Below are 24325 nucleotides of genomic sequence, written 5' to 3'. Positions count from 1 at the left end.
TCTCGCGCATGTTCCCAGCCGGGGAAGTTGTCATGTTTCCTTGCCATCTGACGAACAGTCTGCGATCCGGCCAACGGATGCACTGAATCCGGCCATCAGGGGTCATGTCATACCGCAGGAGGAGATCGGCGCCCCCGAGTCAGCCTCGCGGTCGGGCATCAACCGTCCATCGGGGCGACCAAACGGCCCAGAGCCCGCTGGAGCATGGAGGTATCCCCGAGTGAACCGCCGTCGCCCGACGGCCGACCCCCAGGAGTGCCCCGTGACCACGACCGCAGCCGCCGTCCGCACCGACCGGGCCGCCGCCCGGGCGACCGGCCTGAACAAGGTCTACGGCTCCGGCGAGACCCGGGTGGTCGCGCTGGAGAACGTGGACATCGAGTTCCGGCAGGGGGAGTTCACCGCGATCATGGGGCCCTCCGGCTCCGGCAAGTCGACCCTGATGCACTGCATGGCCGGGCTGGACGCGGTCTCCTCCGGGTCCGCCACGATCGGGGACATCGAGCTGGTCGGGCTGAAGGACAAGCAGCTGACGCAGCTGCGCCGGGACAAGATCGGCTTCATCTTCCAGGCGTTCAACCTGCTGCCGACCCTGACCGCACTGGAGAACATCACGCTGCCGATGGACATCGCGGGCCGCAAGGTGGACAAGGCCTGGCTGGACGCGGTGGTGGAGACGGTTGGCCTGTCCGGGCGCCTGTCGCACCGGCCGAGCCAGCTCTCCGGCGGGCAGCAGCAGCGCGTGGCCTGCGCCCGCGCGCTGGCCGGCAAGCCCGACATCATCTTCGCCGACGAGCCCACCGGCAACCTGGACTCGCGCTCCGGCGCCGAGATCCTGGCCTTCCTGCGCAACTCGGTGCGCGAGCTGGGCCAGACCGTGGTGATGGTGACCCACGACCCGGTGGCGGCCAGCTACGCGGACCGGGTGGTCTTCCTGGCCGACGGCCGGATCGTGGACGAGCTGACCGGGCCCACCGCGGACACCGTGCTGGACCGGATGCGCCGCTTCGAGGCCAAGGGCCGGACCAGCTGACGCCAAGGGCCGGACCAGCTGAGGCCAAGGGCCGGACCAGCTGACCGTGCCGGTCCCTGCGTCCCGCGCCCGCACCGCCCGTCCCCTCGCGTGACCCGCACCTGACCCCTGGACTTCCCCATGTATCGCACCGCACTGCGCAACGTGCTGGCCCACAAGGGCCGGCTGCTGATGACGGCGCTCGCCGTGCTGCTCGGCACGGCCTTCGTGGCCGGCACCATGGTCTTCTCCGACACCTTCGGTTCGGCCCTGAGCAACAGCTACTCCAAGAGCTACTCCGACAGCGCCGTCCAGGTCACCGACCGCGGCTCGCAGTCGACCAACAGCAGCACCAACAGCGGCACCAACGGCAGCGCCGACGGCACCGACAAGGGCGGTCCCAACGGCCCGCAGCTGACCGCCGCCACCGTCAACCAGCTCGCCGCGCTGCCGGGCGCCGCACAGGCGCGCGGCACGGCCGAGAACTTCGCCGCCGTCGCCGACAAGCACGGCAAGGCGCTGGGCCGGGGCATGGGTTCCCACGGCGCCAACTACGTGCCGAACAGCGGCGGCCAGGACAGCCGCTACCCGATGGCGCAGGGCCGCGGGCCGCAGAAGTCCGGTGAGATCGCGCTGGACCGGCAGAGCGCCGACAAGGCCGGCTACCGGATCGGCGACACCGTGCGAGTGGCCACCAACGGCCCGGCCATGGACACCACCCTGACCGGCATCTTCACCACCGACGACCCCAAGGTCGGCTCCGGCGAGCCGCTGGTGCTCTTCGACACCGCCACCGCCCAGCGCCTGCTGCTGACGCCGGGTCAGTTCTCCGAGATATCGGTCACCGCCAAGCCCGGCACCAGCCAGCAGGCCCTGCTGGACGAGGTCCTGCCGCTGCTGCCGCACAGCAACTCGATCACCGCCGAGACCGCCGACCAGCTGAAGGCCGACCAGCGGGCGATGGTCACCAAGGACATGTCCAGCGTGCGCACCATGCTGCTGGCCTTCGCCGGCATCTCGCTCTTCGTCGGCATCTTCATCATCGCCAACACCTTCACCATGCTGGTCGCCCAGCGCACCCGGGAGCTGGCGCTGCTGCGCGCGATCGGCGCCAGCCGCAAGCAGGTCACCCGCTCCGTGCTGCTGGAAGCCTTGCTGATCGGTGTCTTCTCCTCGGTGGCGGGCCTGCTCGCGGGCATCGGCATCGGCGCGGGGATGCAGTCGCTGATCGGTCACCTGGGCACCGGCACCACCCCCTCGGGCCCGCTGGTGATCGCGCCCACCACCGTGGTCACCGCCCTGGTGGTCGGTGTGCTGGTCACCGTGGTCTCGGCGCTGCTGCCGGCCCGGCGGGCGGCCCGGATCGCACCGGTGGCCGCGATGGCCAGCGGCGACCAGCCGGCCACCCAGAAGGGGCTGGTGGTGCGCAACAGCATCGGCGGCGTGATCGCCGGCGGCGGTCTGGCGCTGATCCTGTGGGGCGCGTCGGCCGGCTCGAACGGCAAGTGGATCGTGGCCGGCGGCGCGGTGGCCACGCTGATCGGGACCTTCATCCTGACCCCGTTGCTCTCCCGCCCGCTGATCGCGCTGATCGGCCCGGCGCTCGGCAAGCTGTTCGGCGTCTCCGGCAAGCTGGCCCGGCAGAACGCGGTGCGCAACCCGCGCCGCACCGCCGCCACCGCCTCGGCGCTCACCATCGGCCTGACCCTGGTCAGCGCGCTGACCGTGCTGGCCGCCTCGATGAACGGGTGGCTGGACAAGGAGATCAGCAGCTCGCTGAAGGCCGACTACGCGGTGCAGATGTCCAACGGCATGCCCGTCTCGCCGACCATCGCCGCGCAGGTCGCCAAGACCCCCGGCGTGGCGGCCTCCTCGCCGGTGAACGACACCTACCTGCACATCGACGGCCAGGACCAGTCGGTCAGCGGCATCGACCCGGCCCAGGCGCCGCAGCTGCTCACCCCGACCATGCAGAGCGGCTCCTTCGCCGCCCTGGCCCAGGGTCAGCTGCTGGTCGACGCGAACATGGCCAAGAGCCGGCACCTGGCCGTGGGGAGCACACTGCCCACCACCTTCCCGGACGGCAGCACCGGCACCCTCAAGGTCGGCGGCGTCTACGCCGTCAATCCGATGATCAACTCGATGACCATGATCAGTGACTCGGTGCTGACCGGCCACGGCGTCCAGCCCAACTACACCCAGGTGCTGGTCAAGGGGGCGCACGGCGAGAGCGGCACGCTGGAGCAGGCGCTGGTGACCGCCGGCGGGAACAACCCGCTGATCCAGGTGCAGAGCCAGCAGGAGATGCGCGACGAGCTGAACTCGATCATCTCCTTCGCCCTGAACATGCTCTACGGCCTGCTGGCGATGTCGGTCCTGGTGGCCGTGCTGGGCGTGGTGAACACCATGGCGATGTCGGTCTTCGAACGCAAGCGCGAGATCGGAATGCTGCGGGCGATCGGGCTGAACCGCCCGGCGGTCAAGCGGATGGTCCGGCTGGAGTCGGTGGTGATCTCGCTCTTCGGCGCGGTGCTGGGCCTGGGCCTGGGCTGCTTCCTGGCCTGGGCGGTGAACGGCACGCTGAAGAGCTCGCTGGACGGCCTGAGCACCGTGCTGCCCTACGGCAAGCTGCTGGTCTTCCTGGCGCTGGCCGGGCTGGTGGGCCTGGTGGCCGCGATCTGGCCCTCCCGGCGGGCGGCCAAGCTGGACATCCTGGACAGCATCAAGGCGGCCTGACCCCCTCCCTGCCGCAGACGACAAGAAGGCCTCGGCCGGTGGTCCTCTCCACCGGCCGAGGCCTTCTCGTGTCCTGCTGGTCCTGCTGATCCTGCTGGTACTGCGTTTCGTACTCCGCCCGGTCGCACGGCCGGCTGAGCACCACGGAGGTCGTGGTCCGGCGACACTGCCGGGCGGAGGGCCTCCGACTCACACCCCGGTTCCCTACCGCCGGGGTCAGTCGCTGGTTACTTGCTCGCGAGCGCCTTGTCGGCCTGGTCCGCCTTGCCGCCGTCGACCGGCGCGGCCGGCTTCGGGACGACGACGGGGGTGACCTCCTGGAAGGCGCCGAACGGCTTCTCCATCTGCGAGAGGCCGACCGTCTCGCGCTTGAGGAACATCGCGAGCGTCCAGTCGGTGAAGACCCGGATCTTGCGGTTCATGGTCGGCACCCGGCTGCCGTGGTACAGGCGGTGGAACCACCAGGCCGGACGGCCCTTCAGCTTGTACTTGCCGAAGAGGATCGCCACACCCTTGTGCAGGCCCAGACCGGCGACCGCACCGAGGTTCTTGTGCTTGTACTCGGCCTGCGGGAAGCCGCGCATACCGGAGATCACGTTGTCGCCGAGCACGATCGCCTGACGCACCGCGTGCTGGGCGTTCGGCGGGCACCAGGCGCCCTCGCCGACGGCGAGGTCCGGCACCTGGGCGTTGTCGCCGGCGGCCCAGACGTAGTCGAAGCCCTGGACCTGCAGGGTCGGGGCGGTGTCGACGTGACCGCGCGGGCCCAGCGGCAGACCGAAGCTGGAGACCACCGGGTTGGGCTTGACGCCCGCGGTCCACACGATGGTGGAGGCGTCGGCCTCGATGCCGTTCTTCAGCACGACGTGGCCGTCGACGCAGGAGTCCATCGAGGTCTCGATGTAGATCTCGATGTTGCGCTCTTCGAGCTTCTGCTTGGTCCACAGGCCGAGGTCCGGGCCCATCTCGGGCAGGATCCGGTTGGCCGCCTCGACCAGGATGAAGCGCATGTCGTCGCGGCTGACGGTCTTGTAGATCTTCGCCGCGTCCCGCGCCATGTCCTCGACCTCGGCGATGGTCTCGACGCCGGCGAAGCCGCCGCCGATGATCACGAAGGTGAGGGCCTTGCGCCGGATCTCGGGGTCCGCGGTGGACTCCGCCTTGTCCAGCTGCGCCATGACGTGGTTGCGGAGGCTGATCGCCTCCTCGACCGTCTTCATGCCGATGCCGTGCTCGGCGAGGCCGGGGATCGGGAAGGTGCGGGAGACCGAGCCGGTGGCCACGACGAGGTAGTCGAAGGGCAGCTCGTAGGTGTCGCCGGCCAGCGGCGCGATGGTGGCGACCTTGCGCGCGTGGTCCACCTCGGTCACGTGACCGGTGAGCACCTCCGCGTTCTTCAGGGCGCTGCGCAGCGGCGCGACGAGGTTGCGAGGCGCGACGTTGCCGCCGGCCGCCTCGGGAAGGAAGGGCAGGTACGTCATGTACGACCGCGGGTCGACGACCGTGACGGTCGCCTCCCCGTAGCGCATCTTCTTGAGGATGCGCATCGCGGCATACAGGCCGACGTAACCACCGCCGACAATGAGGATGCGAGGACGCTCCGTGGTGCTCATATCGGAAAGTATCCAGCACCGTTCGGAGCACCTATCGTGAGGCCCGTCACAACCGTCTGGACAGCCTCTGCTACACTGCCCGCCCCCGTCCCAGCCCCTGACGGTGGGTCAGCGGGACCCCGCCCGGGCCGTCCGGAGGTTCGGCCCCCGGCGCCCCGGTTGAGCAGCGACGATCCGGCTTCCCCTGGCGCGACCGAGCGCTGTTTCGATTCCACCGGCCGATCCGAAGCCTCGCCTGGGATCCAGCGGGCGCGCCACGCCGGCGACCTTCGGTCCCACCAATCCGGACGAACCGCCCATCGGAGTGCGCCGAAAGGCCGGATCGCCATGTGAAGAAATTCACGAAGTTTTTTCGCGGCACCGTTCCCGAGGCGCGATCAAGGGCCCCACGCCGGGCCTTTCGGTGTCTCTCCGCGTCCTGCCGGTGTCTCTCCGCGATCTCTGGCCGACCCGCTCCGGGGTCCGCCGGGTGGCCCACCGGGTGACCTGCCGGGAGCCCTCGGGGCTCCCGGCGGGCTTCGGAGCGGCCGTCAGCCGGCCACGCTCCAGGCGATCCCGTCCAGGATGTCGTGCTCGCTGACCACCAGCTCCGCGGCCCCGGTCCGCTCCATGATCGACAGGAGCACCAGCGCGCCGGCCCCGATCACGTCCACCCGGCCCGGGTGCATCACCGGGATCGCGGCCCGCTCGGCGTGGGTGCTGCGCAGCAGCCGCCCGGTCACCTCGCGCACCTGCGCCAGCGAGAGCCGCGAGTGGTGCACGGCCTGCGAGTCGTAGGCGGGCAGCTCCAGTGCGATGGCCGCGACCGTGGTGACGGTGCCGGCCAGGCCCACCAGCGAGGCGGCCTCGGTCAGCGGCACCACCTCGGCGGCCAGGTCCAGCGCCGCCTCGATGTCCGCCCTGGCCGCCGCGATCCGCTCCTCGGTCGGCAGTTCGACGCCGGCGAAGTGGCGCTCCGTCAGCCGGACGCAGCCGATGTCCACCGAGCGCGCGGCCTGCACCCGCTCGCCGCCCAGCACGAACTCGGTCGAGCCGCCGCCCAGGTCGAAGACCAGGTAGGGGGCGGGCACCTCGGGGGCGCCGGTGAGCTCCTTGGTGGCACCGGTGAAGGAGAGCTGGGCCTCCTCGTCGCCGCTGACCACCTCGGGCTCGACGCCCAGGATCTCGCGCACGCCCTTGGTGAACTCGGCGGCGTTCTCGGCGTCCCGGGAGGCGCTGGTGGCCACGAAGCGGGTGCGCTCCGGACTCACGCCGTACTCGGCGATGACGGCCGCGTACTCGCGGCAGGCGGCGAAGGTGCGCTCCAGCGCCTCGGGGGCCAGCCGCCCGGTGCGGTCCACGTCCTGGCCGAGCCGCACGATCAGCATCCGGCGGTCCAGGTCGGTGATCTCACCGGTGCGCGGATCGAGGTCGGCGATCAGCAGGCGGATCGAGTTGGTACCGCAGTCGATCGCGGCGACCCGGGTGGCCGTCATTCCTGCTCCTCCTGCTGCTCACGCTTGGCCGCGCGCTCCGCGGCCTTCTGCTCCTTGGCGGCGATCACGGCCGCGTGGTCCTCCTGCGTGGCCCGCTGGGCCCGGAGCGCGGCGATGCCGCTCTCGATGTCCTGCTCGCTCACGCAGGAGCCCTTGCGCCACCACTCGGGCAGCATCGCGAGCGCCTCGTCCCCCAGCGGGTTGACGCCGGGGCCGGCCGCCAGCGAGTGGCCGACCAGCACGTGCAGGCACTTCACCCGGTCCGGCATCCCGCCGGCCGAGGGGAAGCCCTCCAGCACCTCGATGGCGTCGCGGCGGGCGATGTAGTCCTCGTGCGCCTTCTGGTAGGCCGCCGCCAGCTGCGGGTCCTCGGCCAGCCGGGCGCTCTGGTCCTTCATCACCCCGTCCGCCTCCAGGGTGCCGATCAGCGAGGCGGCCTTGGGGCAGGTCAGGTAGTAGAGGGTCGGGAACGGGGTGCCGTCGGGCAGCCGGGGGGCGGTCTCCACCACGTCCGGGTTGCCGCACGGGCAGCGGTGCGCCACCGCCCGGGTGCCGCGCGGGACGCGCCCGAGCTGGGCCGCCACCGCGGCGAGATCGCGATCGGCGACCGGCTCGTCCTGCGGGTGCTGGGCGGCGGCGCTCTGGTTCTCAGTGCTCATCAGTTCTGCAGTCTTCTCACGGGGCGGGGGCTTGCGACGGGGCGGGGACGGCGGCCGCGTCCACCGAGTCCCAGACGGCGGCGTACCAGGGCTTGGCCGCCTTCGCGGCGGCCTGCGGGGAGCCGCCGGCGGCGGGCTGGGTGGGCGTGGCCGACGGGGTGGGGTCGACCGAGACGAACGGGGTCTCACCGGGCAGCGCGTAGTGCAGGCGCTCGCGGGCCTGGGCCTTCACGAACATGGGGTCCTGCCAGCGGGCCCACTCGGTCCTCAGCTGCTCCACCTGCTGACGGGCCTGCTCGGCCTTGACCCGCTGGTCGTTGATCTGGGCGCGCTGGTTCATGAACTGCCGGGTCGGGTAGGCGAGGATCGCCACCAGCGAGCAGAGCACCAGGACCAGCACGGTGGCCCGGGAGGTGAACCGCGGCCGGCCGGCCAGGCCCGGGATCTTCCAGCGTGCCATCTCCAGACCCCTCCCAGTCGCCCAGTCGTACCGGTCCCAGTCGTACCGGTGCCCCGGCGTCCACCCTACGGGGCGACGGCCGGGGCATCGGTCAGGCGTGCTGCGAAGCGGTGCTCAGCCTTCGAACTCGGGGCTCGAACTCGGGGCCCGGACTCAGCCCTCGAAGCGGAACCGCGGGAACGCGGCGCGGCCGGCGTACTCGGCGGCGTCGTCGAGGATCTCCTCGATGCGCAGCAGCTGGTTGTACTTGGCGACGCGCTCGGAGCGGGCCGGGGCACCGGTCTTGATCTGGCCGCAGTTGGTGGCGACGGCCAGGTCGGCGATGGTGACGTCCTCGGTCTCACCGGAGCGGTGCGACATCATGCAGCGGTAGCCGTTGCGCTGGGCCAGCTCGACGGCGTCCAGGGTCTCGGTCAGCGAGCCGATCTGGTTGACCTTCACCAGCAGCGCGTTGGCGGTGCCGGTCTCGATGCCCTGGGCCAGGCGGGCCGGGTTGGTCACGAACAGGTCGTCACCGACCAGCTGGACCTTGGCGCCCAGCTTGTCCGTCATGGCCTTCCAGCCGTCCCAGTCGGACTCGTCCAGCGGGTCCTCGATGGAGACCAGCGGGTAGTTGTCGACCAGGTCGGCGTAGTAGTCGATCAGCTCGGCCGCGGACAGCGGCTTGCCCTCGAACTGGTAGGCGCCGTCCTTGTAGAACTCGGAGGCGGCCACGTCCAGCGCCAGCGCGACGTCCTTGCCGGGCACGTAGCCGGCCTTCTTGATCGCCTCGGTGATCAGGTCCAGCGCCTCGCGGTTGCTGTCCAGGTTCGGCGCGAAGCCGCCCTCGTCGCCCAGGCCGGTGGACAGGCCGCGCTCCTTCAGCACGCCCTTGAGCGTGTGGTAGACCTCCACGCCCCAGCGCACAGCCTCGGAGAAGGACTCCGCGCCGATCGGGGCGATCATGAACTCCTGGATGTCGACGTTGGAGTCGGCGTGCGACCCACCGTTGAGGATGTTCATCATCGGGACCGGCAGCACGTGCGCGTTCGGGCCGCCGAGGTAGCGGAACAGCGGCAGGTCGCTGGCCTCGGACGCGGCGTGCGCGACGGCGAGCGAGACGCCCAGGATCGCGTTGGCGCCCAGCGAGGACTTGTCCGGGGTGGCGTCCAGGTCGAGCATCGCCTGGTCGATCAGCCGCTGCTCGGTGGCGTCGTAGCCGACCAGCTCCGGGCCGATCTGCTCGATGACGGCGAGGACGGCCTTCTCCACGCCCTTGCCGAAGTAGCGGTTCTTGTCACCGTCGCGCAGCTCCAGCGCCTCGAACGCGCCGGTGGAGGCGCCGGACGGGACAGCGGCACGGCCGGTGCTGCCGTCGTCGAGGCCGACCTCGACCTCGACCGTGGGGTTGCCGCGCGAGTCGAGAATCTCACGGGCGACGACGACATCAATGGACGGCACGAGGCATCTCCTAGGCGGAAGCGGTCCTGCGGACGTGGAACGGAGTCGTTACGACCAGAGCCTAACCGCACCGGCCCCCGGGGCCATCCAGGCCTGGGTCCCGTCTCACGGTGTGGCTCCGGTACCCACGAGTAGTTCACCCGAAAGCGCGCGGGGCGTCGCCCGGGCCGTCGCCCGGGGCGCCCCGCGCACGGTTCGTCAGCCGAAGCGCAGCTGCTGGCCCGGCATGATCAGGTTCGGATCGCCGCCCACCGTCGAGTGGTTGGCCTGGTAGAGCTGCTGCCAGCCGCCGCTCAGGTGCTGGGCCTGGGCGATGGTGGAGAGGGTGTCACCGGCCTGCACGGTGTAGCCGTGACCCGCCGGGGCACCGGTCTGCGCGGTGGGCGCGGCGGCGGCCGGGGCCTGGGCCGGCACCTGGACGGGGGTCTGGACCTGGACGGGCGCCTGGGCCGGGGCGGCGAACTGGTTGTAGACGCTCTGGTGGCTGGTCCAGTACCAGCCGCCGTCCTTCTCGTACCAGAACACCTTGCCGCCCGCGTCCCAGCCGGCCTGGCCCGGGAAGCTCGGGGTGGCCGACTGCTGAGGCTGCGTCTGCTGCTGGGCCTGCGGCTTCGACTGCTGGGCCGTCGGCTGCGCCTGCGACGCGCTCTGCTGCTGGGCGGCGCCCGAGTCGGCGCTCGCGTCGACGCCGGCCGGCGCCCCGCCCTTGCTCAGCCCGGCCTTGACCGAGCAGACCGGCCAGGCACCCGGGCCCTGGTCCGCCAGCACCCGCTCGGCGACCGAGATCTGCTGGGCCTTGCTGGCCTGGTTGGCCTGCGCGGCGTACTGGGTGCCGCCGTAGGCGGCCCAGGTCGAGGAGGTGAACTGCAGGCCGCCGTAGAAACCGTTGTGGGTGTCGATCGACCAGTTGTTGGTGCTCTCGCAGTTGGCGACCTGGTCCCAGACCGAGACCGGAGCAGCGTGTGCGCTGGTCGCGGTGAGCAGCGGGACCGCCAGACCGACACCGGCGACGCCGGCCGCGGCGATCGCCTTCTCGGTCTGGGTACGACGGCGGTGCCGGCCGTTGCCAGTGAGCAGCATGAAGCTATCCCTCTCCGCACGCCTGCGAGGTGAGCTGTCGGGTTCGGGCCCGTGAGGTTGGCCCGGCCGCTGACGCGGCTTCACCCCTAGCCGTGGGAGACGGCAGAAAATCCTGGGTCCCCCGCCCCTGCCCGGGTGTCGGTCGGTGTCCCGGCAGCGCGGCGGGCAGGACTCGGCGTTCCGCGCTTCGGGGTTCGCAGCAGCGAACTCCAGGGAGGGTAAGCAGATTGACGGACCGATCACAAGCTCATATCGCGTACATCACATCAAAATTACGGAGTGCGGTCGATCGCCTACCAACAGGTCTTGTTTGTCCGGATTGATGGGCATTCAAACCGCACAGGAGAACGGTCTTCGACACGCCGTCAGAACTGCCGTTCCGTCACTTGCCCGACAACTCGGGCGTAAACGAAACAGGGAGTTCGCGCAGGCCACGCATGATCAGACCGCCACGCCAGCGCAGTTCGGCCGGGTCCGCGGCCAGCTGGAGGTCGGGCAGCCGGGTCAGCAGGGTGGCCAGCGCACGCTGGCCCTCAAGTCGGGCCAGCGGCGCGCCGATGCAGTAGTGGATGCCGTGTCCGAAGCCGAGGTGCGGGTTGTCCCGGCGGGCCAGGTCCAGGGTGTCCGGGCGGTCGAACCTGGCCGGGTCCCGGTCGGCCGCCGCGAGCACCACCAACACCGGGTCCCCCACCGGGATCTCCACCCCGCCGATGGTCAGCGGTGCGGTGGCGAACCGCCAGGTGGCCAGCTCCACCGGGCCGTCGAAGCGCAGCAACTCCTCGATGCCGGTGGCCAGCAGCTCGCTCTCGCCGCGCACGATGGACTCCTGCAGCCGGGCCCGCTGCAGCGACTGGTTCATCAGCGAGTACAGGCCGTTGCCGATCAGGTTGACGGTGGTCTCGAACCCCGCGAAGAGCAGGATGAACGCCATCGCCGCGGCCTCGTTCTCGGTGAGGTGCTCGCCGTGGTCGCCGGCCCGGATCAGCCCCGAGATCAGGTCGTCCCCGAGGTCGGCCCGCTTACGGTGGATCAGCTCCGCCAGGTAGGTCCGCATCCGCTTGACCGCGCGCGCCACGCCGCCGCGCGGGCCGCCGCCATGTCGGATCATCATCCCGGCCCAGTCCCGGAAGTCGTCCTGGTCCTCGGCCGGCACGCCGAGCAGATCGCAGATCGCGTAGATCGGCAGCGGGAAGGCGAACTCGTGGATCAGGTCGGCCGAGCCACGCGCCGCGAAGCCGTCGATCAGCCGGTCCGTCAGCTGCTGCACCCGGGGCTCGAACTCGGCCACCGTACGCGGGGTGAAGGCCTTGGAGACCAGCCGGCGCAGCCGGGTGTGGTCGGGCGGGTCGATGTTCAGCAGGTGCGTCATCAGGTCCGCCTGACGCTCCCCCGGGATCCCCACCCGTCCCGTGCGGTGCGCCTGCTCACTGTGGTGCGCCGGGTTCTTGGAGAGCCGGGCGTCGGCCAGCGCCTGCCGGGCGTCCACATATCGGGTGACCAGCCAGGCGTCAACCCCGCTCGGCAGGGTGGTGCGGTGCACCGGCGCGTGTTCCCGCAGCCAGGCGTACGCCGGGTAGGGGTCGGCCGCGAACTCCCAGGTGAAGAGGGTGGGCGGGGGCGAATCAGGCTGGTCGGACATGTTCTGACCGTATCCGGTCCCCGGGAGGAGTGAGTCTGGTCACCTGGCGGGTAATCCCTGTTGCGGAGGGTCAGCTGGAGCCTACGATCCTCCGATACGTGGTGGTGGGCCCCGCAGTGCGGCGGTGCCCCCAGGGAGGAGCAGGCCATGCGGGTAGCCGGGGCAGTGGTGGTTATCGCGGTACTCAACGGCGGCGACGGCGACGGGCCGGCCCGTCGGTTCGCCGCGGCGGGCGCCGCCGGCCTGCTGATCGCCGACCCCCGGGTCGGGGTCGCCGAGGACCTGGCCACCGCCCTGGACCGGATCGGCTGCCCGGTGATCGGCGTCAGCTCCGACATCCACCAGCCCAGCGACATCGCCGCGCTGGTCGACACCGCCGAGAAGCACCTGGGCCCGATCGACCTGTTCTGCGTGGCCGGCCCGGACGGCGAGAAGATCGTCACGATGGCCGAGCTGCCCGGCCGGCTGCACCGCCTGGCCGAGCTGCTCGACCCGCTGAGCGAGGCGATCGGCGAGGCCCTGGGCCAGGCCGTCCCGGCGCAGCGCCGGGCTCAGCTCGCCGACAGCCCCTCGGCGGTCCGCACGGCCTCCCGGTAGCCGCGCGCGGCCGCCCGCAGCGCCGCGTCCGGGTCCACCTTCGCGTCGTGGGCCCGCTGCACCACGGCCAGCAGCAGCGCGCCCGCCGACTCCTCGGACAGCTCGGCCGGCAGCGCGTACGGGGCGTCGGGCACGCCGGTGAAGCCCGCCCGGCGGACCCGGGAGACCAGCTTGGCCGCGTACGCCAGGGCCGGCAGGCCCGCCGGGACGCCGTCCAGCACCGACTCCCGGTCCTGCTTCTCGGCGGCCTTGAGCGCCTCCCAGTTGGCCTCCACCTGGTCGGTGGTGGCCGCGTCCGAGTCACCGAAGACGTGCGGGTGGCGGTAGACCAGCTTGTCGACGATCGCCCCGGCCACCTCGTCGATGGAGAACGGGTCCTCGGCGTGCTCCTCGGCGATCCGGGCGTGGAAGAAGACCTGGAGCAGCACGTCGCCGAGCTCCTCGCGCAGGGTGTCGCGGTCCTCCTGCTCGATCGCCTCGACCAGCTCGTACGCCTCCTCCACCAGGTACTTCACCAGTGAGGCGTGGGTCTGCTCGGCGTCCCACGGGCAGCCGCCGGGCGAGCGCAGCCTGTCCATCACGGCGACCAGGTCGAGCAGCCGGGCGCCGGGCAGGTCGTAGGAGCCCGGCAGCAGCTCGATCTCGGGCGCCTGCCCGGCCTGCTCGACGGCGATCCGGGCCAGCGCGTCGGTCAGCCCCGGGTCGCCGTCCTGGCTGCCCAGGAAGAGCACCGGAGCCCGCTCGGTGAGCAGCCTGGCCAGCGCCGGCGCGCTGTCGCGCGCCACCAGCTCCACGGTCACGCCGGCCTGGGCCAGCGCGGGCAGCTGGGGGTGCGCCGGGTCGGCGGCCAGCACCAGCGGCGCGGCCTGCAGCGCCGACCAGGCGGGCCAGCTGAGCAGACCGGGGGCGACCCGGTGGGTCGTGGTGAGCAGGGTCAGCTTCGGGGCGTCGATCACGGTGTCCACACCCCCGAACCTACCGCCCGGGGCTTGCGCGCGGGGTGGGTCAGGCGGCGGCACCGGACTGGGGCAGCCAGTCCTCGGTGGGGCTGTCCAGCACCGACTGCTGGACGTCCCAGCTGCCGTAGCGCGGGTTGACCGTCACCTTCAGATCGGCGGCCGCCTCGGCCAGCACCTGATGGATCGTCTTGTTGCCGTCGGTGGTGCCCAGTTGCTGCCCGCTCTGGGCCAGCAGCTTCTGCAGCCCGATCTGCTCACGGTAGAAGCCGTCGATCTCCGCGGCCGGCACCGCGTGCTTGAGCAGCAACATCTGCTCCAGCCCCGCCTCGCCACTCCAGGCCTGCGCCTGGTCGGCACGGAGCTGGGCCACCTCGGTGTCGCTGACCGACAGCTGGTGCTGGGCCAGCGCGTAGTTCACCACGTCGCTGAAGACCATGCCGGAGACCGTCGCCCCCACCAGACCGGCCTGCTCCTGGTACTGGCCACTGGGCAGCTCGGCGGCCTGCGCGCGGAACTCGGCCACCCGGGCCTGGACCGCGGCCTCGGTGATCCGGTCCTTGCCCACCACCGCGGCGGCCCCCGGGTGCGGCGGCTGCGAGCCGCAGGCGCTGAGCAGCACCGCCGCCAGCAGCACTCCGGCGGCGGGCGCCAGGCGGCGTCCGCGCCGGACGGAGGCGCAGTGGACGGCAAAGCGGTGGACGGAGCTGCTGCGGATCACGCGGGGCCTCCCGGGCGGGGCTGCGGCGACGTCTGACTCCTGACGGGACACGACAATAGAGAGCCCGCCCACCCGTTGCCCAGATGTTGCACCGAACGAGTGAGCATGGACGGGTGATCTGACCGATCATCACATCCGGTGCGACGGCAGCCGATCAGGTCCGGTTCGGGTACCAGGTCGAGGCCTGCGGCGGGTAGGACGGCCAGCTCCCGGTGCGCGGGTCCAGTGGCAGCGGAGCAGACGGCAGCGGAGCGGGCGGCGCCGGTTGCCAGGCCGGCGGCGGCCCCGCCTGGGCCGACCGGCCCGCGAGCGGTGCCTGCGGCCCGGTTCGGCGGTGCCGGCCCAGTTGCTCCAGGTGCTGGCGCAGCCGGAGCACCTCCGGGTGGTGCGGGCCCAGCAGCGGCTCGCGGTCGAAGAGCAGCGCGAGCAGCCACTCCCAGGCCCCTTCGGTCTCCCCCGAGCCCGCCAGCAGCAGCCCGATCCGCTCCCGCAGGTCGAAGCAGCGCGACGGGTCGGTGTCCTGGCCCAGCTCCAAGCGCACACCGTGGTCAGCCAGCAGCGCCCGGTACTCCGCCAACGCCTCGGGCCCCCGCCCCAGTTGCTCCAGGCAGGCGGCGGCCTTGCGGCGGTGGTCCAGCGCCTGCGGGGCACGCGGCCCGCCCTCGGCCGCCGCGCCGGCCGCCAGCAGCTGGTACTCGGGCAACGCGGCCCGGTACTGGCCCTCCTGGAGCAGGGTGCGTGCGTAGATCGTGCGCAGCGTGCGGACCAGCGGCGCACCGTCACCGTGCGCGGCGCGGGCGAGCGGGAGCAGCCGTCCGGCGAGGTCGATCACCTCGGCGTAGCGGTGGGCGGCGAGCAGGTCGGAGACCTGGCCGCAGGCGGCGGCGAGCTCGGTCTGACCGGTGAGGCCGGCGGCCGAGGAGGAGGAGGAGGCGCCGGGCGCCACCGCCGGGTGGACGGGGACGGGCGGCGCCTGCGGCACCGGCGGCGCGGGCGGGACCGCCTCGCAGACGCCGAGCCCGCCGGGCAGCGGCTGGTTCGGGTAGCGGAACGGCCCGGTCGGATCCGGCAGCGGCCCGTACGCCGGACGCGGCCCGCCCCCGTCGACCGGCAGCAGCGGACGCAGGCGTTGGAAGACGGCCTGCGCGTCGCGCGGGCGGGCGGCCGGCGGCTTGGCCAGCAGCTCCAGCACCAGCGCCTCCAGCTCCGCCGGCACCTCGGGCCGCAGCCGCCGCAGCGGCACCGGCGCCTCGTCCACCTGGCGGCGCAGCACGCCGAGCGCGGTCGGTGCCCGGAACGGCTCCTCGCCCGCCAGCATCTCGTGCAGCAGGCAGCCCAGCGCGTACAGGTCGCTGCGCGCGTCCACCGCCCCGGAGAGCGCCTGCTCGGGCGCCATGTAGGAGGGGCTGCCGATCGGCACACCGGTCATGGTGAGCCGGGTGTGCTCGCCGTCCAGCGCGGTGGCGATGCCCAGGTCGAGGACGACCACCCGGCCGTCCGGACGGACCATCACATTGCTCGGCTTCAGATCCCGGTGCACCACCGGGACGGCGTGCACCACCGAGAGCGCCGCGCAGATCTGCGCGGCCACGGCGACCGCCCACGGGATCGGGAACGGGGCCTGTTCGGCGATCAGGTCGCCCAGCCCGACGCCGGGCAGCCGCTGCATCACCAGATAGAGCTCGCCATCGTCCTCACCCGCGTCGAAGACCGTGACCAGGCCGGGGTGGTCGAGACCGGCGGTGATCCGGCACTCGCGCAGGAACCGCCGCCGCAGCTCGGCGCGGCGCTGCTCGATCTCCTGCCCGTCCGCGCCGGCCAGCAGCGCCTCGGTGCGCAGCAGCTTCACCGCGACCCGCCGGTCGAGCCGCTCGTCGTAGCCGGCCCAGACCTGGCCCATGCCGCCGTGCCCGATCTTCTCGGCCAGCCGGTACCGGCCACCGATCACCCGGGCCGCCTCAGCGCTCACCGCCCGCCGCCCTCGGCCTGCCGGCGCAGCAGCTCGCCGAGCTGCTGCAGCTCGTCGAGGGCCGGTCCGGGAGGCGCGGCGGCCGGCTGGGACTGCGGCTGCGGCTGCGGCTGCGGCTGCTGGTACACCGGCGCAGGGACCGGCCGGGACTGCGGCTGCTGGTACACCGGCTGCTGGTACATCGGCGCGGGCACCGGCTGCCAGTACCCGGGCAGCGGCACCGAGGACGGCCCGCCCCACACCCGCCGACGGTCCATCAGCAGGAAGTGCACGGGCGCTGCGAACATCAGCACCCCCATCAGCGTCTCGCCCATCCCGTTGGCCACCGTCGCGTGCTTGTCACCCCCCGCGATCACCGCGCAGACGAACAGCAGCACCGACAGCGCACCGACCGCCACCGCCCCCAGTACGTCCGCCCGCCGCCTGCGCCGCGCGGCCAGCACCACCGCCGGCACGAACCCGAGCACCCCGCCCGTCAGGACCGCCACCAGGCAGAGCAGCACCCGCGTGCCCACCCCGAACGGCCCCTTCGCCGGTGCCGGCGTCACCGGCCCGAACTGCCCGGGAAACTGGCCAGCCATGCGTATCCGCCCCCACGCGAAGAAGTCCCCACCGACAAATCGCGCCCACGCTACGCCCCTTGCCCCGCCTGCGACCAGCACGGACCCGTCCGCAACCGCTCCGTGACCAGCGGAGCCGCAGACCTGCGGGCGGGCGCCGCCGACCGGCGCGGGCCCCCGGCGTGTTGGCGGCGCAACGGCCCGCCCCCTCCGGATCATCGGAGGCAGGCCCGCGCCCCCGCGTGGCCGACGACCGAGGGCGAGGTACCGAGCCGTGTTCGACAACAGCAAGGCCTTCAGCAGCTTCTCCGTGAACGATCTCGACCAGGCCAAGCGCTTCTACGCCGAGACCCTGGGACTGAACGTCTCCGACCAGGCGATGGAGCAGGGGTACCGGCTGCTGCGCCTGCATCTGCCCGGCGGCGGCGAGGTGCTGGTCTACCCGAAGGAGGACCACACCCCGGCATCGTTCACCGTCCTCAACTTCCCGGTGGCGGACGTCGAGCGGGCCGTCGACGAACTGGCCGGGCGCGGCGTGCGGTTCGAGCGCTACCCCGGGCTGGCCACGGACGAGAAGGGCATCTTCCGCGGCGGCGGCCCGCACATCGCGTGGTTCACCGACCCGGCGGGGAACATCCTCTCCGTGCTTCAGCAGGAAGGCTAGGGCCGCTCACCCCACCGACAGCCCGCCGTCCGCCAGGCCGTCCGTGAGCCCCTGGGCCAACTGCCGTCCCAGCTCCTCGGCCTGGCGCAGGCCGGCCGCGAAGGCGGCGATCCGGCCGAAGGCCTCGCCCAGCTCCCGCTGGCTCTCGATCGGCAGCCGCGGCACCTGGACCCGGCGGACGTCGAGGCGGGAGGTGGTGGAGGCGTGGCTGCTGGCGGAGCGCGCGCCGGCGGTGGAACGCAGGCGTCCGGCCAGGAACTCCGGGTCGAGCAGCGCCGGATCGGGACGCAGCAGGTGCAGGCGCGCGCCGAGGGCCGCGCCGTCGGCCGGGTCGCCGGGGCGGACGACCAGCACGCTGCCGCCGCCCAGGGCCGCGACCAGGACGTCGCCGGGGCGGGCGAGCAGGGCGGCCCCCTCGCCCGGTGCGCCCGCCCCGGCCAGCGCGGCGCTCGGGCGGCGCCCTGCGGCGAGGTCCTGCTCGGTGAGCACGGGGGTGGCCGACGGGTCCTCGGCCGCCGGGCGGACGGCCGGGCCGGCGCCGGAGGAGAAGAGCTCCAGGGCGCCGGCGCGGGCCAGTTCGCCGAGGGTGGTCATCGGGGCGCCCTGGCCGGCGCCGGTTTCGGCGACGGCCGGCAGCCGCCGGTCCAACTCGGCCAGCGTGGCGAGCAGTTCGCCCAGCCGCCCGCGCTGGTCGGCCAGCGCCGAAGCGCCGCCCGCCGGGGCCGGTGACGGCAGGTGGCGGGCCGGGGCGAGGTCGGTGTCGTCGTCGAGCAGCTCGATCGAGTCCAGCACCCGGTGGACGCCCGGCCGCTCGACCACCTCGGCACCGGCGTCGAAGGCCTGCCAGCCGTCCAGCACCGTGCGGTGCAGGGTCGGCCAGTCGAACTGCTCGGGCTGGGTGGCGGTCGCGTCCAGCAGCAGCAGTCGGCGGGTCGGCGACGGCCCTTGCGGATCGGGCCGGCGCAGCAGCCACAGGTGGAGCGGCACGCCGTAGGGCGGCGCCGCCCCCGCCGGCAGCGCCAGGACGGCGCGCAGCGCCCCGGTGCGCAGGAGTTCGGCGCGCAGCCGGCGGCCCGAGCGGCGCGAGGCGACGGTGGGCGGCAGCAGCAGCGCGGTCAGGCCGCCGGGGCGGGTGTGCGCCAGGCAGTGCAGCAGCCAGGCCAGTTCGGGCTCGGCGCGTGGTGGCGCCTGGTCGAAGAGCCAGCGCGGGTCGTAGCGCAACTCCTCGTAGCCCCAGTCCCGTTCGTTGTACGGCGGGCGGCAGAGCACCGCGTCGACGAGCAGCGCGGGGTCGGCGTCGGCCCGCAGCGCGTCCCCGGCGGCCAGGTGCAGCGGCAGCGGCACCGGCGCGTCCGTGCCGGCCTGGAGCGCGAGCCGCAGCAGCGCGGCGCCGGCCGTCACCGGGTCGCGTTCCTGCCCGTGGCGCACGGCGTCGGCGGGGGCGGCGCGCAGCACGGCGCCGAGCCCGCAGGCCGGGTCGAGGAGGCTCGCGGGTTCGCCGGCGAGCGCGAGCAGCAGGGCCGCCGCCTCCGGGGGCAGTTGGACGGGCTGCCGGGAGGTGGCCAGCAGCGCCTCGTAGGCCGCGGCGGCCCCCTGCTCCGCCGCCAGCCGGGCCAGCATCCGGCAGAGTTCGAGCTGCGTACTGCCGAAGAGCGCCGGCAGCTCCAGCAGCGTGAGCGCCCCGCCGCCGAGCGCCTGGCCCGCGACCTCGGCCACCGCCCGGGGCAGGGCCAGGGCGAGCCGGGTGTCCGGTTCGCCGGCCAGCGCGGCCCAGCGCCGGGGCGCGCGGTGCAGCAGGAGCAGGAAGGCGCCGGCCGGCAGCAGTGGGGCCCCAGGGTTCCCGGCCGGGTCGCGCAGCGCGTCGAGCTGCTGGCGGCAGCGCTCCACCAGCGGCAGTTCGGCGATCTTGCCCTGGCGGCGGAGCCAGTCCTCGACCTGGGGCAGCGCGAAGGTGGGGCTGGCCTCACTGCCGCCCACCGGCTGCGGGAAGTCGGCGTGCCGCTTGCGCCAGTTGCTGACGGCTGCCCGGCCGACCCCGGCGAGCCGGGCGATCTCGACGGCGGTGACCTCGGGGCTCGGCGGCATGGCGGCTCCTCGACGAAGGCGGCAACAGCGACTGTGATCATCCAGCATAGCCACCCGCTCCCAACCTCCTCGTTCACACGTGAACAGAGAGGTTTTCCATTTTCCTGTTGACGACGTTCACAGCGTTCTGCTGTGATGGACCTGTCGCCAACCGGGGCGATCACCTGGAAACAGAGGAACCCGCCATGCGCAGCACCACCGCCGCCCGCCGCCGCTCCGCCTCGCTCGCCCTGCTGGCGGGCACCGCCCTGCTGGCCCTGGCCACCACCGCCTGCGGACCGACCGGCACCAGCACGGTCAGCACCAAGCCCGTGCAGAACACCGCCACGGCCGGCTCCCCCAGCGGCGCGGCCGGCGCCGGCAAGGCACCCTCCAACGCCAAGGTCGGCGACACCATCGCGCTCAAGGGCATGGACAAGGGCGCCACCGCCGACGTCACCGTGGTCAAGGTGGTCGACAACGCCGCGAGCGCCAACGACTTCCACCCCGCCGACGGCAAGCGCTGGATCGCCGTGCAGTTCCGGATCAAGAACACCGGCACCGCCGCCTACAGCGACGCCCCGGACAACGGCGCCAGTGTGCTCGACGACAAGGGCCAGTCCTACAGCGCGGTGGTCGCCGACACCACCGCGGGCCCGAGCTTCCCCACCCCCGCGAACATCGCCCCCGGCGACAGCGCACTCGGCTTCATCACCTTCGAGGTGCCCAGCGACGCCAAGATCGCCAAGACCCAGTTCGGCCTCGACAGCGGCTTCGCCGACCAGGCCGGCCAGTGGAACCTCGGCTGAACCTCGGCGGAGCGGGGCGTCCGGCGCCCCGGCCGGGAACGACGAAGCGGCGGATGGCTCGAAGCCACCCGCCGCCCTGTGAGCGCGAAGTCCGCTACTTCTTCGCCGCCGCCAGCTCCTCGAACATGGTGGACAGGAAGGTCCCGCACCAGGCCAGCAACTCCCGCCCGACCACCGGCTTGCCGCCGATCCGCGCGGTCGTCGGCCGCGGCACCAGCACCTGCGAGCTGGCCGCCTTGACCTGGCTGCGCGGGTAGAGCCGGTTCAGCCGCAGCTGCTGGGACTCGCGCAGCTCCACCGGACCGAAGCGCACGTTCGCGCCCTGCAGCGTGATGTCCGCGACCCCGCACCGCCGCGCGAACAGCCGCAGCGCCGCCACCAGCAGCAGGTTCTCCACCGGGTCGGGCAGCTTGCCGTAGCGGTCGGTGAGTTCGGCCCGCACCTGCTCGATGTCGGCCTCCGAGTTGACCGCCGCGATCGAGCGGTAGGCCTGCAGGCGCAGCCGCTCGCCCGGCGCGTAGTCGTGCGGCACATGGGCGTCCACCGGCAGCTCGATCTTCACCTCCAGCGGCTCCTCCTCCGCCTCCCCGCCACCGCTCGCCAGCGACTCGCGGAACTCCGCCACCGCCTCGCCGACCATCCGCATGTAGAGGTCGAAGCCGACGCCCGCGATGTGCCCGGACTGCTCGCCGCCGAGCAGGTTGCCCGCACCGCGGATCTCCAGGTCCTTCATCGCCACGTACATGCCCGCGCCCATCTCGGTGTGCTGGGCGATGGTGGCCAGACGCTCGTGCGCGGTCTCGGTGAGCGGCTTCTCCGGCGGGTAGAGCATGTAGGCGTAGCCGCGCTCGCGGCCACGGCCCACCCGGCCCCGCAGCTGGTGCAGTTGGGAGAGGCCGAAGGTGTCGCCGCGCTCGACGATCAGCGTGTTGGCGTTGGAGATGTCGATGCCCGACTCGACGATCGTGGTGGAGACCAGCACGTCGAACTCCTTCTCCCAGAAGTCGACCACCACCTTCTCCAGCAGGTTCTCCCCCATCTGCCCGTGCGCGGTGGCGATCCGCGCCTCCGGCACCAGGTCCTTGAGCCGGGCGGCCGCCTTGTCGATCGACTCGACCCGGTTGTGGATGTAGAAGACCTGTCCCTCGCGCAGCAGTTCACGCCGGATCGCGGCCGAGATCTGCTTCTCGTCGTACGGGCCGACGAAGGTCAGCACCGGGTGCCGCTCCTCCGGCGGGGTGGTGATGGTGGACATCTCGCGGATGCCGGTGACCGCCATCTCCAGGGTGCGCGGGATCGGGGTCGCGGACATCGTCAGTACGTCCACGTTGGCCCGCAGCTTCTTCAGCTGCTCCTTGTGCTCGACGCCGAAGCGCTGCTCCTCGTCCACGATGACCAGGCCGAGGTCCTTGAACTTCGTCTCGCTGGAGAAGAGCCGGTGGGTGCCGATCACCACGTCCACCGACCCGTCGCGCAGGCCCTCCAGGACCGCCTTCGCCTCGGTGTCGCTCTGGAACCGCGACAGCGCCTTGACCACCACGGGGAAGTTGGCGTACCGCTCGGCGAAGGTCGAGAAGTGCTGCTGCACCAGCAGCGTGGTGGGCACCAGCACGGCCACCTGCTTGCCGTCCTGCACTGCCTTGAAGGCAGCTCGCACGGCGATTTCGGTCTTGCCGTATCCGACGTCGCCGCAGATCAGCCGGTCCATCGGGACCGACTTCTCCATGTCGGACTTGACCTCGGCGATGGTGGTCAGCTGGTCGGGCGTCTCCGCGTAGGGGAAGGCGTCCTCCAGCTCGCGCTGCCAGGGGGTGTCCGGCCCGAAGGTGTGCCCGGGGGCGGCCATCCGGGCCGAGTAGAGCTTGATCAGGTCGCCGGCGATCTCGCGGACCGCCTTCTTGGCCCGCTGCTTGGTCTTGGCCCAGTCCGCGCCGCCGAGCCGGTGCAGGGTCGGGGCCTCGCCGCCGACGTACTTGGTCACCTGGTCCAGCTGGTCGGTCGGCACGAAGAGCCGGTCGCCGGGGTGCCCCCGCTTGGCCGGCGCGTACTCCAGCACCAGGTACTCGCGGGTGGCGCCCTGCACGGTGCGCTGCACCATCTCGACGTAGCGGCCCACCCCGTGCGCCTCGTGCACCACGTAGTCGCCGGCCGCCAGGGCCAGCGGGTCGATCGCGTTGCGGCGCCGCGACGGCATCCGGCGCATGTCCTTGGTGGAGGACCGCTGACCGGACAGGTCCGTCTCGGTGATCACCGTGAGCTTGAGCGCCTCGTCCACGAAGCCGTGCTCGATCGAGCCGCAGGCGACGTGGACCACGTCGCGGGTGGGCGCCTGGGTCAGATCGGGGACCAGCCGGGCCGGGATGCCCTCGTTGCCGAGCACCTCCGCCAGCCGGGAGGCCGGACCCTGACCCTCCGTCACCATGACGACCCGCCAGTCGGCGGTCAGCCGCTCCTTGGCGTCCGCGACGGCCCGCGCGGTGTCGCCGCGGTAGGCCTCCACGGCGTGCATGCCCAGGGCCAGCGTGTTGCTGTCGCTGTGCCAATCAGCGGCTCCGCCGCGGGCCGATACGGAGCTGAGCTCCGCGTCGCTGGTCGCGAACGGGCTGACCGACCACCAGGGCAGGCCGATCGCGCCGGCGTGCTCGCGCACCTCGGCGAGCGAGCGCAGCGAGGCGGCGGAGACGTCGATCTGCTCGACGTCGATCGGACGGTCGCCGCCGGAGGCCGCCGCCACCCAGGAGGCGTGCAGGAACTCCTGACTGGTCGCCACCAGGTCGGCCGCCCGGGTGCGGACCCGCTCGGGGTCGCAGACCACCGCGACCGAGCCGGCCGGCAGCACGTCGAGCAGCAGCTCCATGTCGTCCACCAGCACCGGGGCCAGCGACTCCATGCCCTCGACCGCGATCCCCTCGGCGATCTTGTCCAGGATCTCGGCCAGCTCGGGGTGGCGCACGGCGAGCTCCGCGGCCCGCGCCCGCACCTCGTCGGTCAGCAGCAGCTCCCGGCAGGGCGGCGCCCACAGGCCGTGCTCGGCGATCTCCAGCGAGCGCTGGTCGGCGACCTTGAAGTAGCGGACCTCCTCGATCTCGTCGCCCCAGAACTCCACCCGCAGCGGGTGCTCCTCGGTCGGGGGGAAGACGTCCAGGATGCCGCCGCGTACCGCGAACTCGCCGCGCTTCTCGACCAGTTCGACCCGCGCATAGGCGGCCGCGGCGAGCTGCCGGGCCACCTCGTCCAGGTCCGCCGACTCGCCGCCGCGCAGCGCCACCGGCTCCAGCTCGGCCAGCCCCTTGACCTGCGGCTGCAGCACCGAGCGAACCGGCGCGACGACCACCTGCACCGGCCCGGCGGACGGGTCGTCGGCCCGCGGATGAACGATCCGGCGCAGCACCGCGAGCCGGCGGCCCACGGTGTCCGAGCGCGGCGACAGCCGCTCGTGCGGCAGCGTCTCCCAGGCGGGGTACTCCGCGACGGCGTCCGGCGGCAGCAGCGAACGCAGGCTGGCGGCCAGGTCCTCGGCCTCCCGGCCGGTGGCGGTCACCGCGAGCACGGGGCGGCCGCGCTCGCCGGCCCCCGCGGCCAGCGAGCGGGCCAGCGCGGCGACCACGAACGGCCGCGCGGCAGGCGGGCCGACCAGGTCGAGATGCGGCCGATGGCCGGCGGCCGCCGCCTCGATCGCCTCGGCGAGGGCGGCGTCGCGAACCACGACATCGAGCAAACCGGTCAGGCTCATGGAGTCTTCTCGTCCCGTTGCGTCCAGGCGGAGCGCCCGGCCTGACGGTTCTCCTGCGGCCGGGCAGCTTGATGGGCCCGGCACTCGGTGCGCAGGGGCCGGGTCAGGCTCCCAGAGTACGCCGAGCGGCCGACGCCG

The 24325-nt window shown here is 72.7% G+C and carries 18 protein-coding genes and 1 riboswitch; of the genes, 5 read left to right on the top strand and 13 right to left on the bottom strand.

Annotation, left to right across the window (positions count from 1 at the left end; translation table 11 throughout):
* Window positions 1-262 precede the first annotated feature (262 nt).
* On the top strand, window positions 263-1033 hold the full coding sequence (locus ACFZB9_RS05120; RefSeq protein ID WP_391443707.1) for an ABC transporter ATP-binding protein: 771 nt from the start codon (window positions 263-265) through the stop codon (window positions 1031-1033).
* A gap of 120 nt (window positions 1034-1153) precedes the next feature.
* Window positions 1154-3748: an ABC transporter permease gene (locus ACFZB9_RS05115; RefSeq protein ID WP_391443705.1), complete on the top strand. Its 2595-nt coding sequence runs from the start codon at window positions 1154-1156 to the stop codon at window positions 3746-3748.
* Between the two features lie 227 nt (window positions 3749-3975).
* Here the strand turns inward: ACFZB9_RS05115 and ACFZB9_RS05110 are convergent, their stop codons facing one another.
* The 7 genes from ACFZB9_RS05110 to ACFZB9_RS05080 form a co-directional block, all read right to left on the bottom strand.
* The gene (locus tag ACFZB9_RS05110; protein ID WP_391443703.1) at window positions 3976-5361 is read right to left on the bottom strand and encodes an NAD(P)/FAD-dependent oxidoreductase; all 1386 of its coding nucleotides are present in this window, start codon (window positions 5359-5361) and stop codon (window positions 3976-3978) included.
* A gap of 530 nt (window positions 5362-5891) precedes the next feature.
* A complete protein-coding gene (locus tag ACFZB9_RS05105) occupies window positions 5892-6836 on the bottom strand; it encodes an exopolyphosphatase (protein WP_391443701.1) in 945 nt (314 codons plus the stop codon).
* The gene (locus ACFZB9_RS05100) at window positions 6833-7495 is read right to left on the bottom strand and encodes a DUF501 domain-containing protein (protein ID WP_391443699.1); all 663 of its coding nucleotides are present in this window, start codon (window positions 7493-7495) and stop codon (window positions 6833-6835) included. The genes ACFZB9_RS05105 and ACFZB9_RS05100 overlap by 4 nt, the downstream gene beginning before the upstream one ends.
* A gap of 16 nt (window positions 7496-7511) precedes the next feature.
* Window positions 7512-7955 (bottom strand): septum formation initiator family protein, encoded by a 444-nt coding sequence (locus ACFZB9_RS05095; protein ID WP_391443697.1) that lies wholly within the window; start codon window positions 7953-7955, stop codon window positions 7512-7514.
* Window positions 7956-8108: 153 nt separating this feature from the next.
* Window positions 8109-9395, bottom strand: coding sequence for a phosphopyruvate hydratase (gene eno, locus ACFZB9_RS05090; RefSeq protein ID WP_391443695.1), 1287 nt, complete (start codon window positions 9393-9395; stop codon window positions 8109-8111).
* 198 nt (window positions 9396-9593) lie between these two features.
* Window positions 9594-10475: a transglycosylase family protein gene (locus ACFZB9_RS05085; RefSeq protein ID WP_391443693.1), complete on the bottom strand. Its 882-nt coding sequence runs from the start codon at window positions 10473-10475 to the stop codon at window positions 9594-9596.
* Window positions 10476-10480: 5 nt separating this feature from the next.
* Window positions 10481-10629, bottom strand: a riboswitch (cyclic di-AMP (ydaO/yuaA leader).
* Between the two features lie 228 nt (window positions 10630-10857).
* Entirely contained in the window at window positions 10858-12114 is a 1257-nt protein-coding gene (locus ACFZB9_RS05080; protein ID WP_391443691.1) for a cytochrome P450, read from the bottom strand.
* A 147-nt stretch (window positions 12115-12261) separates the two neighbouring features.
* On the opposite strand from ACFZB9_RS05080, the gene ACFZB9_RS05075 reads away from it, so the two are divergent.
* Window positions 12262-12711 carry a hypothetical protein gene (locus ACFZB9_RS05075; protein ID WP_391443689.1) on the top strand — a complete coding sequence of 150 codons (450 nt, stop codon included), beginning with the start codon at window positions 12262-12264 and terminating at the stop codon, window positions 12709-12711.
* Here the strand turns inward: ACFZB9_RS05075 and ACFZB9_RS05070 are convergent.
* From ACFZB9_RS05070 to ACFZB9_RS05055, 4 genes are all read right to left on the bottom strand, one after another.
* A complete protein-coding gene (locus tag ACFZB9_RS05070) occupies window positions 12666-13676 on the bottom strand; it encodes a MazG family protein (protein ID WP_391443687.1) in 1011 nt (336 codons plus the stop codon). The two genes, ACFZB9_RS05075 and ACFZB9_RS05070, sit on opposite strands and share 46 nt — an antisense overlap.
* Before the next feature lie 40 nt (window positions 13677-13716).
* Complete coding sequence (locus tag ACFZB9_RS05065) at window positions 13717-14388, bottom strand: hypothetical protein (RefSeq protein WP_391443685.1); 672 nt, start codon at window positions 14386-14388, stop codon at window positions 13717-13719.
* Window positions 14389-14542: 154 nt separating this feature from the next.
* Entirely contained in the window at window positions 14543-16357 is a 1815-nt protein-coding gene (locus ACFZB9_RS05060) for a protein kinase (RefSeq protein ID WP_391443683.1), read from the bottom strand.
* On the bottom strand, window positions 16354-16938 hold the full coding sequence (locus ACFZB9_RS05055; protein ID WP_391443681.1) for a hypothetical protein: 585 nt from the start codon (window positions 16936-16938) through the stop codon (window positions 16354-16356). Before ACFZB9_RS05055 ends, ACFZB9_RS05060 begins: the two co-directional genes overlap by 4 nt.
* Window positions 16939-17191: 253 nt before the next feature.
* On the opposite strand from ACFZB9_RS05055, the gene ACFZB9_RS05050 reads away from it, so the two are divergent.
* Window positions 17192-17581, top strand: a complete 390-nt coding sequence (locus ACFZB9_RS05050; protein ID WP_391443679.1) for a VOC family protein — start codon at window positions 17192-17194, stop codon at window positions 17579-17581.
* 6 nt (window positions 17582-17587) lie between these two features.
* On the opposite strand, the gene ACFZB9_RS05045 is transcribed toward ACFZB9_RS05050, so the two are convergent.
* Complete coding sequence (locus tag ACFZB9_RS05045; protein ID WP_391443677.1) at window positions 17588-19666, bottom strand: N-6 DNA methylase; 2079 nt, start codon at window positions 19664-19666, stop codon at window positions 17588-17590.
* A 185-nt stretch (window positions 19667-19851) separates the two neighbouring features.
* On the opposite strand from ACFZB9_RS05045, the gene ACFZB9_RS05040 reads away from it, so the two are divergent.
* Window positions 19852-20454, top strand: a complete 603-nt coding sequence (locus tag ACFZB9_RS05040; protein ID WP_391443675.1) for a DUF4352 domain-containing protein — start codon at window positions 19852-19854, stop codon at window positions 20452-20454.
* 94 nt (window positions 20455-20548) lie between these two features.
* On the opposite strand, the gene mfd is transcribed toward ACFZB9_RS05040, so the two are convergent.
* Window positions 20549-24187 (bottom strand): transcription-repair coupling factor, encoded by a 3639-nt coding sequence (mfd, locus tag ACFZB9_RS05035; RefSeq protein WP_391443674.1) that lies wholly within the window; start codon window positions 24185-24187, stop codon window positions 20549-20551.
* Between the last annotated feature and the right edge of the window lie 138 nt (window positions 24188-24325).

Origin of the sequence: Kitasatospora sp. NPDC008050 (assembly GCF_042957465.1) — a bacterium.
GTDB lineage: Bacteria > Actinomycetota > Actinomycetes > Streptomycetales > Streptomycetaceae > Kitasatospora.
Note: the sequence above shows the minus strand (reverse complement) of the source record. Positions and strands in the feature narration are given on the sequence as shown.